The sequence below is a fragment of the Flavobacterium sp. genome (assembly GCF_035456225.1).
In the GTDB taxonomy this organism is placed as follows: Bacteria; Bacteroidota; Bacteroidia; order Flavobacteriales; family Flavobacteriaceae; genus Flavobacterium.
Genome location: NZ_DATIDM010000093.1, coordinates 1 through 17,308 on the forward strand (window position 1 = coordinate 1; position 17,308 = coordinate 17,308).

Annotated in this window: 18 protein-coding genes; 6 read left to right on the forward strand and 12 right to left on the reverse strand. The window is 37.6% G+C overall.

Annotated features, from left to right (window positions below; all coding sequences use genetic code 11):
- The 3 genes from VLB74_RS05360 to VLB74_RS05370 all read left to right on the forward strand — a co-directional run.
- On the forward strand, positions 1-850 hold an 850-nt coding region (locus VLB74_RS05360), incomplete at its 5' end, for a toprim domain-containing protein (protein ID WP_325202429.1).
- A gap of 38 nt (positions 851-888) precedes the next feature.
- Complete coding sequence (locus VLB74_RS05365) at positions 889-3,855, forward strand: ELWxxDGT repeat protein (protein ID WP_325202430.1); 2,967 nt, start codon at positions 889-891, stop codon at positions 3,853-3,855.
- A gap of 28 nt (positions 3,856-3,883) precedes the next feature.
- On the forward strand, positions 3,884-6,571 hold the full coding sequence (locus VLB74_RS05370) for a DNA gyrase/topoisomerase IV subunit A (RefSeq protein ID WP_325202431.1): 2,688 nt from the start codon (positions 3,884-3,886) through the stop codon (positions 6,569-6,571).
- 61 nt (positions 6,572-6,632) lie between these two features.
- On the opposite strand, the gene VLB74_RS05375 is transcribed toward VLB74_RS05370, so the two are convergent.
- The 9 genes from VLB74_RS05375 to VLB74_RS05415 form a co-directional block, all read right to left on the reverse strand.
- Positions 6,633-7,406, reverse strand: coding sequence for a TerC family protein (locus VLB74_RS05375; protein ID WP_325202432.1), 774 nt, complete (start codon positions 7,404-7,406; stop codon positions 6,633-6,635).
- 36 nt (positions 7,407-7,442) lie between these two features.
- Positions 7,443-7,814 (reverse strand): DNA topoisomerase IV, encoded by a 372-nt coding sequence (locus VLB74_RS05380; RefSeq protein WP_325202433.1) that lies wholly within the window; start codon positions 7,812-7,814, stop codon positions 7,443-7,445.
- Between the two features lie 124 nt (positions 7,815-7,938).
- On the reverse strand, positions 7,939-8,520 hold the full coding sequence (locus VLB74_RS05385) for a DUF1572 family protein (RefSeq protein WP_325202434.1): 582 nt from the start codon (positions 8,518-8,520) through the stop codon (positions 7,939-7,941).
- Positions 8,507-8,734 (reverse strand): DUF6095 family protein, encoded by a 228-nt coding sequence (locus VLB74_RS05390; RefSeq protein ID WP_325202435.1) that lies wholly within the window; start codon positions 8,732-8,734, stop codon positions 8,507-8,509. Before VLB74_RS05390 ends, VLB74_RS05385 begins: the two co-directional genes overlap by 14 nt.
- 1 nt (position 8,735) lies before the next feature.
- Complete coding sequence (locus tag VLB74_RS05395) at positions 8,736-9,194, reverse strand: hypothetical protein (protein WP_325202436.1); 459 nt, start codon at positions 9,192-9,194, stop codon at positions 8,736-8,738.
- A 33-nt stretch (positions 9,195-9,227) separates the two neighbouring features.
- Entirely contained in the window at positions 9,228-9,698 is a 471-nt protein-coding gene (locus VLB74_RS05400) for a hypothetical protein (RefSeq protein WP_325202437.1), read from the reverse strand.
- A 13-nt stretch (positions 9,699-9,711) separates the two neighbouring features.
- Positions 9,712-10,533, reverse strand: coding sequence for an N-acetylmuramic acid 6-phosphate etherase (gene murQ / locus VLB74_RS05405; protein WP_325202446.1), 822 nt, complete (start codon positions 10,531-10,533; stop codon positions 9,712-9,714).
- Between the two features lie 139 nt (positions 10,534-10,672).
- Positions 10,673-11,368 (reverse strand): ZIP family metal transporter, encoded by a 696-nt coding sequence (locus tag VLB74_RS05410; protein ID WP_325202438.1) that lies wholly within the window; start codon positions 11,366-11,368, stop codon positions 10,673-10,675.
- Between the two features lies 1 nt (position 11,369).
- The gene (locus VLB74_RS05415) at positions 11,370-12,113 is read right to left on the reverse strand and encodes a class I SAM-dependent methyltransferase (protein ID WP_325202439.1); all 744 of its coding nucleotides are present in this window, start codon (positions 12,111-12,113) and stop codon (positions 11,370-11,372) included.
- 113 nt (positions 12,114-12,226) lie between these two features.
- On the opposite strand from VLB74_RS05415, the gene VLB74_RS05420 reads away from it, so the two are divergent.
- Both VLB74_RS05420 and VLB74_RS05425 read left to right on the forward strand, forming a co-directional pair.
- Entirely contained in the window at positions 12,227-13,402 is a 1,176-nt protein-coding gene (locus VLB74_RS05420) for a THUMP domain-containing class I SAM-dependent RNA methyltransferase (protein WP_325202440.1), read from the forward strand.
- Positions 13,403-13,468: 66 nt separating this feature from the next.
- On the forward strand, positions 13,469-13,702 hold the full coding sequence (locus VLB74_RS05425; protein ID WP_325202441.1) for a hypothetical protein: 234 nt from the start codon (positions 13,469-13,471) through the stop codon (positions 13,700-13,702).
- A gap of 74 nt (positions 13,703-13,776) precedes the next feature.
- Here the strand turns inward: VLB74_RS05425 and VLB74_RS05430 are convergent, their stop codons facing one another.
- From VLB74_RS05430 to rlmD, 3 genes are read right to left on the reverse strand one after another with little or no spacing between them, the layout of a single operon-like run.
- Positions 13,777-14,496, reverse strand: a complete 720-nt coding sequence (locus tag VLB74_RS05430) for a DUF6048 family protein (protein WP_325202442.1) — start codon at positions 14,494-14,496, stop codon at positions 13,777-13,779.
- Positions 14,462-14,959: a DUF6452 family protein gene (locus tag VLB74_RS05435; protein WP_325202443.1), complete on the reverse strand. Its 498-nt coding sequence runs from the start codon at positions 14,957-14,959 to the stop codon at positions 14,462-14,464. Before VLB74_RS05435 ends, VLB74_RS05430 begins: the two co-directional genes overlap by 35 nt.
- A gap of 21 nt (positions 14,960-14,980) precedes the next feature.
- Positions 14,981-16,396, reverse strand: coding sequence for a 23S rRNA (uracil(1939)-C(5))-methyltransferase RlmD (gene rlmD, locus VLB74_RS05440; RefSeq protein ID WP_325202444.1), 1,416 nt, complete (start codon positions 16,394-16,396; stop codon positions 14,981-14,983).
- A gap of 150 nt (positions 16,397-16,546) precedes the next feature.
- On the opposite strand from rlmD, the gene VLB74_RS05445 reads away from it, so the two are divergent.
- Positions 16,547-17,251: a hypothetical protein gene (locus tag VLB74_RS05445; protein ID WP_325202445.1), complete on the forward strand. Its 705-nt coding sequence runs from the start codon at positions 16,547-16,549 to the stop codon at positions 17,249-17,251.
- Positions 17,252-17,308: the final 57 nt, after the last annotated feature.

The following is a 17,308-nucleotide window of genomic DNA, read 5'->3' on the forward strand; positions in this document are numbered from 1 at the left end:
AACCAAATTAGACAACTTCCTTCATAAGAACCCCGAAATCGCCGATGCATTATTGAAGAAAATCCTTCAGGCTGAACGCGAGCGCAAAGAGCTTTCCGGTATCCGTAAATTGGCAAGAGACAGAGCTAAAAAAGCAAGTCTGCACAATAAAAAACTACGCGATTGCCGAGTGCATTTAACCGATGCCAAAAATCCGAGAAGTCTGGAGAGTACCCTTTTCATTACCGAGGGAGACTCCGCATCAGGTTCGATCACTAAATCACGTGATGTGAATACCCAAGCGGTTTTCAGTTTGCGTGGTAAGCCTTTGAATTCGTATGGGATGACCAAGAAGATCGTGTACGAAAACGAAGAATTCAACTTGCTTCAGGCGGCTTTGGATATTGAAGAGGACATGGAAAACCTGCGTTACAACAATATCGTAATCGCTACCGATGCCGACGTCGACGGAATGCACATCCGTTTACTGTTGATCACGTTTTTCCTTCAGTTCTTTCCGGAGTTAATCAAGGAAGGGCATTTGTATATTCTGCAGACTCCGTTATTCCGTGTGCGTAATAAGAAAGAGACGATTTACTGTTATTCTGAAGATGAGCGAAAATATGCTATCGATAAATTGAAACCCAAGCCGGAAATCACCCGATTCAAAGGATTGGGAGAGATTTCACCGGACGAGTTCAAGCATTTTATTGGTGACAGTATTCGTCTGGAACCGGTAATGTTAGATAAAGCAACGTCGATTGAAACCTTACTGGAATTTTATATGGGTAAGAATACGCCGGATCGTCAGGAATTCATTATCAATAACCTGAAAGTGGAATTGGATACTGTGGAGGAGCTTTCGAGTTAAGAATTTAATTTTATAAACCATCATCAATACGATAAAGTATGATCAAGAAATTTTCTTTTTTACTAATTTCCCTGATTGGTATTTCGGGATTTTCTCAGAACATTAATATTAGCCTTCTGGATATTAATAAACTTACAGATGCAAATCCGAGAGACTTTGTTGTAGTTAATAATGTCTATTATTTTGTGGCAAATGGATTAGGTCGAGGATATGAACTTTGGAGATCAGATGGAACAGAGTCTGGAACTTATTTTGTAAAAGATATAAACCCGGGGAAGAATAACGCGTTCATTTATGGGGAAAGTTCAAATTTGACAAATATCAATGGAATATTGTATTTTAATGCAAACGATGGTGTGAATGGATCTGAGTTATGGAAATCGGACGGTACTGAAGCGGGAACTGTTATGGTAAAAAACATTGCAAGTGCACAAACGAGTAGTTTGCCTTATGGTTTTACATCTTTGAATTCTGAAGTGATTTTTGCATGTAATGATGGGGTTGATGGGGTTGAAGTATGGAAAACAGATGGGACAGAATCAGGAACCATTTTATTAAAAGATATTTATACAGGAAGTTCCGGAAGTAGGCCTAAAAACTTTATTTCTTTTAATAATAAAATATATTTTCAGGCCTCCAACGATTTATATGGCCTTGAATTATGGATGACGGATGGAACAACTGCCAACACTGTACTGCAAAATGACTTATATCCTGGTAGCACACAGGGAGTTCATAATTTAACAGATATGATTGTTTTTAATAATGAGCTTTATTATAGGGGTAGGGATGCTAATTCCGGGTTCGAGTTATGGAAAACAAATGGAACTGTTGGTAATTCAACATTAGTGATGGACGTGAATCCTGGATTTTCAGATGGTTTCTTTGGGATGTTTTTGACATCAAATTCAAATATGATTTTTTTTGATGGTAAAAATAATTTTCAAGGAAGAGAATTATGGAAAAGTAACGGAACTTTAGCAGGAACTGCGATTGTTAAAGATTTATATTCAGGTTATGATGATGGTTTAGCTTACACAGTACAATTTTCATTTATTGGGCAAACGCTTTATTTTAATGGAGTAAATGCTAATGGCAGCGAACTTTGGAAATCTGACGGGACATCAGCAGGAACAGTATTAGTAAAGAGCATAATGGGCGGTTTAAATTCCAGTGACATTCTCTTTATGTCAACGATTGACGGAACGTTGTATTTCTCTGCCTGTCAGGAATTAGTGGAAAACAAAAATTACCTTTGGAAGAGCGATGGTACGACGGCTGGAACTCAATTGGTTAAAGATATCAATTTAAGAGGAATGGATGGTTATGCCGGAAATAAAATCTTTAAATGTAATAACAGCATTTTTTTTGCAGGACAGAACACTAAAAATGGTTGGGAAATTTGGAAAACAGATGGTACAACTACCGGAACTAATTTGTTTAAAGACATCAATTATGAAGCGAGTGCAGGTCCGGAAGATTTAATAGAATTAAACGGCAGTATTATATATTCGGCTAATTATGAATTAGGAAAAGAGTTGTTTAAATCAGATGGTACGGAATCCGGTACCGTTTTAGTGAAAGATGTTTCGACCAGTTATAGTGGAGGGTTGTATGATCATAATAATTACAACAGGAGTATTAGAGTTGGTAATACTGTATTTTTTTCTGCAATTACTGAGGCAGAGGGTAGAGAATTATGGAAAACAGACGGTACTGATGCAGGAACTGTCCTTGTTAAAGATATTGGTTCAGGCCAATACTTAAATGGTTTGGAAGAAAATTTTGGTATTCAATATGCTGTTTTAAATGATATTGCCTACTTCTCAGCTAATGATGGAGTCAATGGAAGAGAACTTTGGAGATCCGATGGAACTTCTTCGGGGACATATATGGTAAAAGACTTAACGGCAGGTTCGGCAGATAGTACAATTAGTCCCTTTTGTGTATTTAATAATAAAGTTTTTTTTGTTCTAGGAGGAGGACGAGAAATTTGGTATACTGATGGTACTGAAAGTGGAACCCATTTATTCTATAGTGCTTACAATATTTATGCCCTAAAAGCAATAGGGAATAAACTTTATTTTATTGCAAATACGGTTAATTCTAGTTATGGTGGTAATTCATTATATGTTACTGATATTAACTTGTCTGTCCCTCAACTTTTGGGGACGTGGGTTGGTAATCAGGGAATTAATCAGTTAACGGAGTTTAATAACGAACTTTATTTTGTTGTACAGTCAACAATATTTAAGAGCAATGGAACAGTGTCTGGGACTATACGTGTTAGCAATTATTTAAGCACAAATATTAAAAATTTAAAAGTTTGTGGAAATTATATTTATTTTACTCATAATCCAATAAATGAATCGATTCGGTTATGGAGAACTGATGGTACAGAAAATGGTACAATTCAATTAGCAGCTGCGACACAATCAAATTATTTTTTTAACTGCTTGACCTGTCACCAAAATCAATTGTTTTATTTTTATGACTATTCGGCTCCTTACTATGTATCAGAGTTGAATAAGTTTTATTATAAAAATGTTTGGAAGACTGATGGGACAAATGTGAGCAATCATAGTTTAAACATAGATAATTCACAACAATTTTTAAATGATTATAGTCATGGTGCATATAATATGTTCAGCACTGATTCTAAAATTTATTTTTTAGCTAACAATGGTTATTCCGGCGATGAATTGTATGTAGCAGGTCCCCAAAGTGTATTGTCAACAAGTGATGATCACGAGTCTAATGGGGTAACAGATTTAAAAGACAGCGTTTTAATTTATCCGAATCCAACAAGTTCATCCGTTAATTTGAAATCTGCAACACAAATTAATGAAGTGTTAGTTTTTGATTCTTTTGGAAAAAAAGTTTTAGAAATCTCCCTAAGATCTAATGAAGGAAAGGTAGATTTATCATCATTAAACTCAGGTTTATATTTGTTGAAAGTTCTTTCGAATGATTCAACATATTTTAGAAAAGTTATTAAAAAATAGTAATTATCAGTTTTGATTATAGTTCTTTATGAGCGAAGAAAACGAAAATATAGAAGATTTAACCCCGGAAGATAATTTTTCTGAAGAAACTCATTCCGATGAAAATGCAACTTTTGAAGGTGATCATTTTTACGACCACGAAGAAAATCCGGAAGATACCATTACCAAAGTAACAGGTATGTACAAAGATTGGTTTCTGGATTATGCCTCTTACGTAATCCTGGAGCGCGCTGTACCTGCCATTGAAGACGGATTCAAACCGGTACAGCGTCGTATCATGCACTCCATGAAAGAATTGGATGACGGACGTTATAACAAAGTTGCGAACGTGGTCGGACACACGATGCAGTATCACCCTCACGGAGATGCGAGTATAGGGGATGCCATGGTTCAAATCGGTCAGAAGGATTTACTGATTGATTGTCAGGGGAACTGGGGGAATATATTAACCGGTGATGGTGCTGCGGCTTCCCGTTACATCGAAGCTCGTTTAAGCAAATTCGCTTTGGATGTTTTGTATTCACCAAAGATTACCGATTGGGGTGTTTCGTATGATGGTCGTCGTGCGGAGCCGATTAACTTACCGGTAAAATTCCCGTTGCTTCTGGCACAAGGTGGGGAAGGAATTGCCGTTGGTTTGTCGACCAAACTTTTGCCTCACAATTTCAATGAATTAATCGATGCGTCGATAAAAATATTAAAAGGAAAACCGTTTACCTTATTCCCGGATTTCCCAACCGCTGGTATTGCCGATGTTTCTAATTATAATGATGGCTTGCGTGGCGGACGTGTGCGCGTACGTGCAAAGATATCCCAATTGGACAAGCAAACCCTTGTAATTACCCAAATTCCGTTTTCAACCAATACTTCTTCTTTGATTGACAGTATTCTGAAAGCGAACGATAAAGGGAAAATCAAAATCAAGAAAATTGAAGACAACACCGCTGCCGAGGTTGAAATTTTAATTCATCTTCCGCCAGGTGTTTCTCCGGACAAAACCATAGATGCACTGTACGCATTCACGGCTTGTGAAACGTCAATCGCGCCGTTAGGCTGTGTGATTCAGAATCATAAGCCACTGTTTATCGGTGTTTCCGATATGCTGAAAATATCAACGAACCGCACGGTGGATTTGTTGCGTCAGGAGTTGGAAATCCAATTGCAGGAACTGGAAACGAAATGGCATTTCTCTACTTTAGAAAAGATCTTCATCCGTGAAGAAATGTACATCGACTTTAAATTGTATTCCGATAAAGAATCATTATACGAATATATGTATAAACGCTTCGAGCCGTTCAGAAAAATGCTGATGCGTGATATTGTCGATGAAGATTTGCAAAAGCTGACTCAGATTCCGATGATCCGTATCACGCGTTTCGACTCGGATAAAGCTGATGAGTTAATTGCGAAACTGGAAGACGAAATGGCTCAAGTGAAACATCATTTAGCGAACTTGATTGATTTTGCTATTGACTATTTTGCCAAGCTGAAAGAAAAATATGGAAAAGGTCGCGAACGTCAGACGGAAATCCGAAATTTCGATACGATTGAAGCGACTAAAGTAGTTTTAAGAAATACAAAATTATATGTAAACCGCGAGGAAGGTTTCATCGGAACGGGATTGAAAAAAGACGAATATGTTGCTGATTGTTCCGATATCGACGATGTTATTGTGTTTCTTCGTGATGGTAAAATGATGATATCAAAAGTGGATGAAAAGAAATTTGTCGGGAAAGATATTATTCACGTTGCTGTTTTCGATAAAAATGACAAGCGAACCATTTACAACATGATTTATCGTGATGGAAAATCGGGAGCCTCATTCATAAAGCGTTTTAATGTGTCGGGAGTTACCCGTGACAAAGCTTATGATCTGACACAGGAAAAACCAGGTTCAATGGTATTGTATTTTTCACATAATCCGAACGGTGAAGCGGAAGTCGTAACGATTTTACTGCGTCAGGTGGGAAGCGTGAAAAAACTGAAATGGGATTTGGATTTTGCCGATATTGCCATAAAAGGAAGAGCTTCCAAAGGAAATACCGTGTCTAAATATCCAATCAAGAAAATCGAATTGAAAGAGAAAGGGATTTCAACCTTGCGACCTCGTAAGATTTGGTTTGATGATACAGTTCAAAGATTGAATGTGGATGGAAGAGGGGAGTTGTTGGGCGAATTCCGTCCGAACGATCGTTTACTTATTATTAACCAATCAGGTAAACTGAAAACAATCATTCCGGAACTGACCACGCATTTCGACGAAGATATGATCATCCTTGAAAAATGGCATCCGACAAAACCGATTTCGGCCATTTATTACGATGGGGAAAAAGAACGATATTATGTGAAACGTTTCCTTATTGAAAATGAGAACAAGGAAGAAATATTTATTTCGGAACACGAGAAATCACAACTGGAAATTGTTTCCACCGATTGGCGTCCTGTGGCTGAAATTATTTTTGCTAAAAGCAAAGGCGTACAAAAGGAGAATCAAACAATTGACATGGAACAGTTTATCGCTGTTAAGGGAATCAAAGCGTTGGGTAACCAGTTAACGACAGATAAACTGAAACAGGTAAATTTATTGGAATCCTTACCTTACGAAGAACCTGTTGAGGAAGTTCCGGCTGAATCGGAAACGAATCCGAATGTTGAGTTAACAGACTATAACATCGAACTGGATGATGACGGTCAGATAACATTGACTTTAGAATAGCAATCAATAAAAAAAGCCCTCGATATCGAGGGCTTTTTTTATTGTATAATTTAATAAAAGATTATTTACCTTTTTTTCGCATTTTCATGTTGAGAAACTCAACCACCAGTGAAAAGGCGATGGCAAAATAAAGATAGCCTTTAGGAACTACCCCAACATGTTGTCCTACTAATGAAGCATCGGATAAGTGCATACTTTCTGTTATCAGCATAAATCCGATAAGAATCAGGAACGATAGACCCAAAATCTGAATGGATGGGTTAGCGTTGACGAAATTACCAACCGGAACAGCAAACAACATCATTACCGCTACAGAAATAATCACTGCCGCAACCATGATGTATAAAGCGCCGGTTACACCATTGGTCATACCGACAGCGGTAAGGATACTGTCAACGGAGAAAATAAGGTCAATAAGAAGGATTTGCACAATAACGCTGGCAAAAGATTTGGTAGCCGAAGTTTTTAATTCTTTTTCCTCTTCTCCTTTGTGATCCACTTTCTCATGTATCTCTTTGGTGCTTTTATAAATCAGGAATATACCACCAAGAAGCAATATTATCGCCTGTCCTGTAAATCTCGCGTTGAACCAGCCTAACTCAAGACTAAACCAAGGTTCTTTCATAGCAATCAGATACGAGATTCCCATTAATAAGCCAATTCGCATGAACATGGCCAAAAACAATCCGATTCGTGTGGCTTTCTTTCTTTTTTCTGCCGGTAATTTTCCGGTAACGATTGAAATGAAGATAATGTTGTCAATACCCAATACAATTTCAAGAAAAGTCAGGGTTAATAGAGCGATCCAAGCATCGGGGGTTAGAAATACTTCCATTTTAAAGTTTTAAATTATAAAGCTGTTAAACGTATGCTAATCGATTTTTGTTACAGAACCTCGCTGTTTTTTCGCTTCGCCAACGAAAGCATATTCAAATGTGTATCCTTTCTCATTGGTTGTCAGGATTTTCATTGCGATTGCTTTTTTCTCCTGCATAGTTTTAGGATGTAATTTTTGAAGTACAAATTCGCAATCGTTTGTCCAGCGTACTGAAGCCGTATCGGTTTTTCCGTTGAAGGTTTCAATCTGAAGGTCTTCGGTTCGTTCAAATACCGATTTTTTTTGTTTTCCGTTAATTTCCTGAACGAATTCAAATTTTCCCGTTTTGAAATCGGTGCAGTTACGTTCCTGATTGTAGCAGGAGGTTAATAGGATTATAATTGGGAGTATGAGGATTTTTTTCATGTCGGGTTATTGGTTTTTTTTTAAAATATATTTACCGCAGATTGACAGATTTTTCTAATCAATTTTAATCTGCGAATCTGCGGTAAGATTAATCTATATTTATAAATCTTTTGAGAATTTCAAGTTACTTTCGTTTGAGTTTACCCAGCTCATCGTCCGTAAAATGCTTTGTGCTTTTTTCTTTCGAAAACTTATCGGCATTATAATCGTTGGATTTATTTTTGGGAATGGAAAGACTGGTCCATTCCGTCTGTTTCAGCATTTTGGCATAAAACACAATTTGTCCGATATGGTACGGATAATGAGCCAGCTGACGGTTTATTGCTTCCATCACAGTATGTCCTTCGTTTCTGATGTAGATAATCTGGGAAAGCTGTTCGGACTTTAAAGCATCAAGTGTATCCAAAAAACACTTCCATCCTTTGTCCCAGGAAGCTATTACTTCTTCTTTGGTCATGAAGCTTTGTTCGAATTCGCCGTCTCTGTTGCGCCATTCTTTTTCGCCATCGGATGTAAGGAAATCAGTCCAGCGTGACAGCATATTTCCGGAAAGGTGCTTAACGATAACGGCAATGGAATTAGTATCGTCGTTAACAGCAACAAAGAGTTGTTCCGGTTCCAGTTGTTCTATAGCTTTTTCTCCGATAGTTTTATAGTAGAGAAACAGTTTTTTTACACTTTCCAGATAGGATTTATCGGTCTCCATCGAATAAACTTTTCACCATGGTTTGTATTCCTTTGAACATCAAAAACATTGATCCGAGGCAAAAAAGAATACCAATCCCCAGAATTGGGATAAAGAACGGATGTCCCTGATTTTTAAATGAACTGTGAATTATGGTAGGTCCGATAAACATTAATGGCACTGCGAATGCCAGATACCGGATTCCTTTCATTAATAATGCTTTATTTGTAGACATATTAAAATATGATTTGAAGGCCATATCCATTGCTATTGGCCAAAATATTCATTTCGAAAACGGATGTGTCCGTGGTTGTTTGCAATCCTTTGTTATAGAGGTCAACAGCTTTTTCAATTTTTTTAGTTCTGCCGGACAAAATAGGGATAGCTGCTACAATGAATCCCGCACCCACATAAGTAAAACCAGATGGATAATCGGAATCGGAAACGGCTCCTTTAACGATATCGCCTATTACTAAACCGGAACCGGCGCCTATCAGAAAGCCTCCCCAAGCTTCTTTATTCTTGGCTGTTTTGAAATATTTGTAAGCTTCCGGGTTGGTTATTAATAATTGCTTGGTTTCCCAACTGGAAATCTGAACTCCGTTTCTGAAAAATTTTCCTTTTTGCATTGAAATTTCCTGTGCTGAAGCCATCGACAGGATAAAGAAGCAAACTAAAGCAAGTAATTTTTTCATGGTAACTCCGCTATTGATTTGTTAGTAACTGTTTTAAAAAGTCATTCTTAAGCCCAATCCGTTTCCATTTGAAACTATCGACATTGATTCGAAATTAAAACCGGTGTCTTTTTTAGCTAATTCGGCATTATAGTCGTTCACTACGGTTTTAATCTTTTTTGTGTATCCGATTTTAACCGGTATTGCTATAATCATTGATGTCACTCCTAAAACGCTAAGCATCGTTGGGTATTCTCCTTCTTTATTGGCAGCGATAATAAAGTCGGTTGCCAATAAAACCATTCCTCCATACAACATTGTGTTTCCTATGCTTTTTTTGGCTCTTCCAGCATTGTAAAACTGTAACATTCCAGGTTGTTTAGCTAATAATTCCCTAACTTCCGTGGGCGACATTTTTTTATTTTCCGAATCAAAAATCCGTCCTCCCGATTTGTATTTAAGTTCTTGTGAATAAACTGAAACTGTTGTTAATAGCAATAAAGATACTATAATTTTGAATTTCATTTGATTTAGGGATTTATTTTTTAAAACTGTCTACTGCTTTCCTAACGCTTCCGTGTTTTTCCAGCAAAACTTTTGCTTCTTCGTAAGAAACAGGGATTTCACCCATTATCATGCGAACGCCTCGGTCGATTAACTTTACATTACTTAGTTGCATATCGACCATTTTGTTGCCTTTTACTCGCCCGAGCTGAATCATCGTTGCCGTGGAAATCATGTTTAAAACCAGTTTTTGTGCAGTACCGGCTTTCATGCGGCTGCTTCCGGTTACAAATTCAGGGCCAACGATTACTTCAATTGGGAATTGTGCTGTTTTGGATAATGGACTTCCGGCATTACAGGTGATGCATCCGGTTGTGATATTGTTTTCGTTGCATTTTTCCAATCCGCCGATAACATAAGGAGTTGTTCCTGAAGCAGCAATTCCGATGACAACATCATTTTCGTTGATGTTCCATTCTGATAAATCTTTCCAGGCTTGTTCTTTGTCGTCTTCGGCAAATTCCACTGCTTTTCGGATAGCGGTATCACCACCAGCAATGATTCCGATAACCAAATCAAACGGAACCCCGAAAGTTGGCGGACATTCGGAAGCATCTACAATTCCGAGGCGCCCTGAAGTTCCTGCTCCGATGTAGAACAGTCTTCCGCCTTTTTTCATCTGTTCGACCACTTTCGAAACCAGGGTTTCAATTTGCGGTAATGCTTTTTCGACAGCAAGCGGAACGGTTTTATCTTCGTTGTTGATGTTGGTCAGCAGATCGTGAACCGACATTTTCTCAAGATGCTCGTAATTAGAGGATTGCTCTGTGGTTTTGGTAAAGGTCATTTTTTTGATGAGTTTCTGAGTTGCAAAGTCTCAAAGTTACAAAGTTTCTTTTGGATTGCTATGGTGCTGCAGAGCTGTTTTTTGCGTGAGGGATAGGAGCAAGTACCATGTACTGCGGATAGCCCGACCCTTGTGGTCACGCCCAAATCTACATAAAATACGCCAATACTATTCCGAGTATAATTGCTGAAAGTTTTGCCAGATTAAATTTGTGTCCTTCACTGGTTTCAAAAATAATTGTTGACGATATATGAAACAGAATTCCGATTACAAAAGCTGTAATTTCAGCGTAATAATGTGTGATGAATGGTGCTTTTTCCGAAACTATTGTTCCCAGTGGAGTCATGGCAGCGAAAGCAAACATGAAAATTACAATAGAAGCTTTGTTCAGGTGTGAAGCGCTTAAAAAAGTAGTCAGGATTATGGCAATAGGGAAGTGGTGTACCGCAATTCCCCAAGCTAAATCGTTATGATGACTTACCGGCATTCCTTCCAATAACGCGTGCAGGCACAAACTTATAAATAAGGACCAAGGGATGTGGTACATCGTGTCATGACCGTGTACGTGTCCGTGTTCCGCTCCTTGTGAAAAATATTCAAGTATAATTTGAAACACGATACCAAACATGATAAAAAATCCTATGTTACCGTGCACGTGACCGTCTGAGGTTGCGTGATGTGCGGATTCATAAACTGTAGGAAGTAAATGAGAAACCGTTAACGCCAACAAAAATGAACCACTGAAGGCTAATAAAATCCTGAGGTTTTTTTTGCTTTTCGGACGGAAAAAAGTGGCTACCACATAACCGAAAATAACCGAAAGTAATGGCAGTAGGTAGATCATATTATTTGAATATCATAATGAGGCGTTGCGAATCGTTTTTATAAAATTTGCGCAGTTTGTAATCGCCGAAAACATCCAAAAGATAAATTCCGGCTTCTTCCATCATCTGTTCAAAATCGTTTAAAGTTAAGGCTTTTACTTTTTCGGTGAAATGAAAATGTTGGCCATCGGCGTCAAAATCTATTTCTTTGAATATATGATTGTCTTTTACGTAGCGTTTTATGTGAAAATCGATTCCGTCCACAGTTTTAACTTCTTCCGGAACCAGATTGTTAATGACATAATTTACGTTCATAAAGTCAATTACCCCAAAACCGTATTCAGAAAGACTGTCGTGAATAGCTTTTAAAGTGGTAAAGTTATCATCGTCATTTTCAAAATATCCGAAACTCGTAAACAAATTGAAAACGGCATCGAATTTTTCTTCGAACGGAAGGCGCATATCGTGTACCGTGAAATGAAGTTTTTCATTGGCAGCCACAGAAGCTTCCGCAATACTGTTTTCAGATAAATCCGCTCCCGTAACATCAAACCCCAATGTGTTCAGATACATGGAATGACGCCCTTTACCACAGGCCAAATCAAGGATTTTAGCATCGTCGGGAAGATTTAAATAATGCGTAAGGTTGTCCATAAAATGCTGCGCTTCCGCTTCATCACGTTCTTTGTATAAAATATGATAATAAGGCGTATCGAACCAGGAGGCAAACCAGTTTTCGGTTGACTTTTTTTGTGCTTCAGACATGTATTCTTCTGTTGGAGGATAATTAATCTTGCAAATTTAACGTATTTTTGCCGATGTAATCCAATTTAGGAATCGGAAATTAGGATTTTAAGGATTGCGATTGAAATTAAATTATGGAGCAGAATTTTAAAATGATTGCCAAAACTTTTTTTGGCTTCGAGGAAATATTAGCGAAGGAGTTGCGTCAGTTGGGCGCACAAGATGTTGAAATGGGAACCCGTATGGTAAGCTTTGCGGGGGACAAGGGATTTATGTACAAAGCGAATCTGGCATTGCGTACAGCTTTAAAAATTTTGAAGCCTATCTATCAGTTCCGCGCATTTAACGAAGCAAGTCTGTATAAAGGCATTCAGGGAATTGACTGGTCAAAATACCTTAATGCGCACCAGACATTTGTGGTGGATGTGACATTGCATTCGGAACATTTCAACCATTCGCAATTCGTAGCTTTGAAAGCAAAAGATGCCATTGTGGATCAGTTTCGCGATAAATTCGGAAAGCGTCCGAGTATCGACAAGGATTTTCCGGATTTACGAATTAACGTTCACATCGATCGTGATCAGTGCTCGGTTTCGTTAGACAGTTCAGGGGATTCATTGCATCACAGAGGATACAAAACGGCTACAAACATTGCTCCGATTAATGAAGTTTTGGCAGCGGGAATGTTATTACTTTCCGGTTGGGAAGGACAGGGTGATTTTATCGATCCGATGTGCGGTTCGGGAACCATTTTAGCAGAAGCAGCGATGATTGCCTGCAATATTCCCGCAAATATCAACAGAAAAGAGTTCGCGTTTGAGCGTTGGAATGATTGGGACAACGATTTGTTCGACCAGATCATGAACTCGCTAATGAAGAAGGTTAAGGATTTTCATTATACGATTACGGGTTATGACAAAGCGCCATCTGCAGTTATGAAAGCTAAAGATAATATAAGAAATGCTAATCTGGATGAATACGTAAAAATCTCGGAACGTAACTTCTTTGATACAGAAAAGGAAACACGCGGGCCGTTGCATATGGTTTTCAATCCGCCTTACGGTGAGCGTCTTGATATTGAAATGGAACGCTTCTACAGGGAAATAGGTGATACCTTAAAGCAAAGCTATCCGGGAACGAATGCGTGGTTCATCACAGCCAATCTGGAAGCACTGAAGTTTGTCGGTTTAAAACCTTCCAGAAAAATCAAGCTCTTTAACGGAAAACTGGAAGCACGTTTAGTGAAATACGAAATGTATGAAGGAAGTAAACGTACGAAGTTCCAGAATTTAGGGGACAGTGGGGAGTAGGCAGTCGCAGTCGCAGTCTCAATGTACCAACTTATAACTCATAATTAATATTCATAACTCGAAGAAATGACATTAAAAACCAAATCACTAGTATATAATTTTTTAGGCTTTGCCTTATTGTTCATGATTGTGCGTTTTGTAGCGCAGGCATTTACAAATCTTACCGGATTTTGGTTGCCTTTAACAGCTGCTGTTGCGGCTTCGATTCTGGCTCCGAAATTTCAGGTGGTAAAAACGAGTGAAGGGGAGAAGATGTTTATGAAGTGGTTGTTTATTAAAGGAGTGAAGGAAATTAAATAAAGTTTTACTTTAAAATAAAAATCCCAAATCGGTAGAAACTGATTTGGGATTTTTGTATAATTTAAGTATTGTTTTTATTTTGAACGCTTATAAAAAGGTATAAAATAACTTATGCCGTAATTAAATCCTACGCCCCAATTTCCGCCTTCATAAGTTCGGTTGAAACCCGGAATGAATAAGTTATCAAAATTTTCAGGACGCTTTTGATGTAACATATAATTCAGACGTACTGAAAAACCTAAATACAGGTTATTAACTACTTCTGCTTTTATACCGGCAAGTACTTCAAGCCAACCTGCACTGAGGCCTTCAAATTTTTGTCCCGGATACTTTGTGGTTTCTCCAAAATAGGGATTTGTATTGTAGATGTTGTAACTGTTCAGTTGCTGGGAGAATGAACTTCCTCCATATCGCATTCCCACAAAAATCATGTTTTCCATATCCAGCCAGTTCCCGTAAGTGTTGTAATCAAACCCTACTTTGAGATAACTTCCATCGGCGGTAAAATTCAACTGGTCTTCGTCGACGGTTTTCTTTTCATTACCTAATTCACCGGCGATATAGATTTTTTTTGTTAACCGGTAATCAGCCATTACTTCAAACCCTTTATAGTCATCGCTGTCGTAAATGGATTTTGCCAATCGGTGTAAATCCACCCCAACTCGAATTCCGTAACGTTCCGTTTTTGGTTTTTTTATTGTGTCTTTTGTTTTTTCCTGAGCGAATAATGTTGTTACTGAAACCAACATTAAAGCTATACTAAAAATAGATTTTAATGTGTGTTTCTTTTTCATTCTGAATGTTAGATTGATTTACAAATCGGGATAAAATCCAAAGAGAGCCATCATCGGTTAAAACCGGATCTTCGGCAAGTTGGAATACGGTTTTATATCCGCAGGCTCTGGAAACAAAGATATCGTCTCTTGTATAGTTGAAAGTCAGTACATCTACATTATCATTGTTTGGATCTGTGTCGGAGCCATTTTGTATAAAACGAAGTATTGTTTGGTCTTCGTTTGTTTTTAAAGGCACTGTTATTCTGCTTACACCGTTAAAGGCAAAACCAGTTGGAAAACCGGCTGCTGCTACACCAAGATTGGTGACTGGTTTTAAATTTTCCGGATTGGTTGCATCGTAGAATTCAATCACTACATTTGGTGTAGTAGGTGTTCCTTCTGCACAAAGATCGTCTTTTTCGCAACTCCAGAAGGAATTTGCGAATACCAGTGAAAGGGCGATTAGTGTTAGTTTTTTCATTTGCTTTTTCAATTCTGAAATCTAACTTCTTTTTTCCAATAGTACAACATTTTCCACGTGATGCGTTTGCGGGAACATATCCACAGGACGTACGCGGGTGACTTTGTACATTTCGTCCATCAATGCCAAATCACGAGCCTGTGTAGCCGAATTACAACTTACATAAACTACTTTTTCCGGAGCAATGCTTAAAATCTGTTTCACTACATCGGCGTGCATACCGTCACGAGGAGGATCGGTGATAATTACATCCGGATGTCCGTGTGTTTTGATGAATTCGTCGTTGAACACATTTTTCATATCTCCGACAAAGAATTCACAATTGGTAATGTTGTTGCGTTTTGCGTTTTCTTTAGCATCGGAAATCGCTTCTGGAACAGCTTCCACACCGATTACTTTTTTTGCTTTTTTCGAAACGAATTGCGCAATGGTTCCGGTTCCGGTATATAAGTCGTAAACCAGTTCTTCCCCTGTTAATCCGGCGAATTCTCTTGTGATGGAATACAGTTCGTATGCTTGAGCAGAATTGGTCTGATAGAAAGACTTCGCATTGATGCTGAAGTTCAATCCTTCCATTTCTTCAAGAATATAATCTCTTCCTTTATAAAGAATAACGTCCTGATCGTATAAAGTATCGTTGGCTTTCTGATTGATAACATATTGTAAAGAGGTAATTTCCGGGAAACGTTCCGCAAGGAAATTCATCAATAGTTCACGTTTTGCTTTATCATCGTCATAGAACTGGATCAGTACCATGATTTCTCCTGTTGAAGCAGTACGGATCATCAGAGTTCTCAATAAGCCTTCGTGGTTTCTCGGATTGAAAAATGATAAATCATTTTCATTGGCAAATCTTCGGATTTCGTTACGGATATCATTGGAAGGATCTTGCTGTAAATGACATTTTTTAATGTCCAGGATTTTGTCCCACATTTTCGGAATATGGAAACCAACGGCATTTTTGTTGTCCAATTCGGCTCCACTGTCAACTTCTTCCTGTGTCATCCAACGTGAGCTGGAGAATCCGAATTCCATTTTATTTCGGTAGAAAAACTGTTCTTTCGATCCCAAGATGGGTTCAAATTCCGGTAATTCGATTTTTCCGATTCTTTTTAAATGATTGTAAACTTCCTGATTTTTATAGAACAATTGTTGTTCATACTTCATATTCTGCCACTTACAGCCGCCACAAACACCAAAATGTTCACAAACCGGCGTTGTTCTGTGTTCTGAATATTCATGGAATTTTATCGCTTTCCCTTCAAAATAGGATTTACGTTTTTTAAATGTCTGAACGTCAACTACGTCGCCAGGAACTACATTAGGTATAAAGATAACCTGACCTTCCGGGGCTTTTGCCACCGATACGCCTTTTGCACCTGCATCAAGGACTTTTACGTTTTCGAATACGATTTTGTCTGTTTTTTTTCTTCCCATGGGGCAAAGATAATGAAACCGTATTCAGTTATTAATAGTTAGTGACGAGTTTTTTATCGTAAGAATAAGGTTAATAAAAACTCAATTAACATAAAATTAGTAATGCGTTACTGTGTTAATAAATATTTTCGTTTGAAAACCACCCGATACATGAAAAAAAGTTATTTAGTTTTATTTGTTTTAGGCCTTGCCACAACGTTATTTTCACAATCTAAAATAAATGGAAAAGTTTTCGACGAGAATGATTTGATTCCGAATATTGAGGTAATAAATGCTACAAAGCAACTAACTTCAAAAACTGATAATGAAGGAAATTTTCAGATTTTGGCAGATGTGAATGATGAAATTATTTTTTATTCTAAAAATTTTGTAGAAAGGCATCTAAAGGTTAAAAAAGAACATTTGACCAATGAAAATAAAATTGTTTTGGTAAAGAAAGAAATTGAGTTGGAAGAATTGAAGATTGACAAACTTCCAACTTTCAAAGCGGATATGAGTTATGAATCTTTAAAAATGGAAAAAATCTACAATGAACAATCCAGGCCAAAAGCACAGGTTTATAATGGGGAAATTCAAAATGGAATGGATTTTATGGCTATTGGCAATTTTATAGGTAAACTTTTTTCTAAAAAAGATAAAAAGAAAGTGTCCAAAAAAACAGAAAAATTCAGCACAATGGCAAAAAAAAGGTTTGCAAATGATTATTTTACCAAAAATCTAAATCTTCCTGAAAATGAAATTGATTTGTTTCTGACTTTTTGTGAAATGGATAAAGCTTCGAATGCATTCGATAAGAAATCCGGTACTCTTGATCTGATGGATTACCTGCTTAAAAAAAGAGGAGAGTTTAAATGATGATTTTCTGAAGGGGAGAGACAAGAGACAAGAGACAAGAGACAAGAGACAAGAGAC

Bases quoted from the DNA above. Each gene is read 5' to 3' on its own strand.
- rlmD (WP_325202444.1), bottom strand. From the start codon at position 16,396: ATGGGAAGAAAAAAAACAGACAAAATCGTATTCGAAAACGTAAAAGTC.
- VLB74_RS05385 (WP_325202434.1), bottom strand. From the start codon at position 8,520: ATGGAGACCGATAAATCCTATCTGGAAAGTGTAAAAAAACTGTTTCTC.
- VLB74_RS05390 (WP_325202435.1), bottom strand. From the start codon at position 8,734: ATGTCTACAAATAAAGCATTATTAATGAAAGGAATCCGGTATCTGGCA.
- VLB74_RS05420 (WP_325202440.1), top strand. From the start codon at position 12,227: ATGGAGCAGAATTTTAAAATGATTGCCAAAACTTTTTTTGGCTTCGAG.
- VLB74_RS05415 (WP_325202439.1), bottom strand. From the start codon at position 12,113: ATGTCTGAAGCACAAAAAAAGTCAACCGAAAACTGGTTTGCCTCCTGG.
- VLB74_RS05365 (WP_325202430.1), top strand. From the start codon at position 889: ATGATCAAGAAATTTTCTTTTTTACTAATTTCCCTGATTGGTATTTCG.
- VLB74_RS05395 (WP_325202436.1), bottom strand. From the start codon at position 9,194: ATGAAAAAATTACTTGCTTTAGTTTGCTTCTTTATCCTGTCGATGGCT.
- VLB74_RS05430 (WP_325202442.1), bottom strand. From the start codon at position 14,496: ATGAAAAAGAAACACACATTAAAATCTATTTTTAGTATAGCTTTAATG.
- VLB74_RS05400 (WP_325202437.1), bottom strand. From the start codon at position 9,698: ATGAAATTCAAAATTATAGTATCTTTATTGCTATTAACAACAGTTTCA.
- VLB74_RS05410 (WP_325202438.1), bottom strand. From the start codon at position 11,368: ATGATCTACCTACTGCCATTACTTTCGGTTATTTTCGGTTATGTGGTA.
- VLB74_RS05435 (WP_325202443.1), bottom strand. From the start codon at position 14,959: ATGAAAAAACTAACACTAATCGCCCTTTCACTGGTATTCGCAAATTCC.
- VLB74_RS05370 (WP_325202431.1), top strand. From the start codon at position 3,884: ATGAGCGAAGAAAACGAAAATATAGAAGATTTAACCCCGGAAGATAAT.
- VLB74_RS05445 (WP_325202445.1), top strand. From the start codon at position 16,547: ATGAAAAAAAGTTATTTAGTTTTATTTGTTTTAGGCCTTGCCACAACG.
- VLB74_RS05425 (WP_325202441.1), top strand. From the start codon at position 13,469: ATGACATTAAAAACCAAATCACTAGTATATAATTTTTTAGGCTTTGCC.
- VLB74_RS05375 (WP_325202432.1), bottom strand. From the start codon at position 7,406: ATGGAAGTATTTCTAACCCCCGATGCTTGGATCGCTCTATTAACCCTG.
- VLB74_RS05380 (WP_325202433.1), bottom strand. From the start codon at position 7,814: ATGAAAAAAATCCTCATACTCCCAATTATAATCCTATTAACCTCCTGC.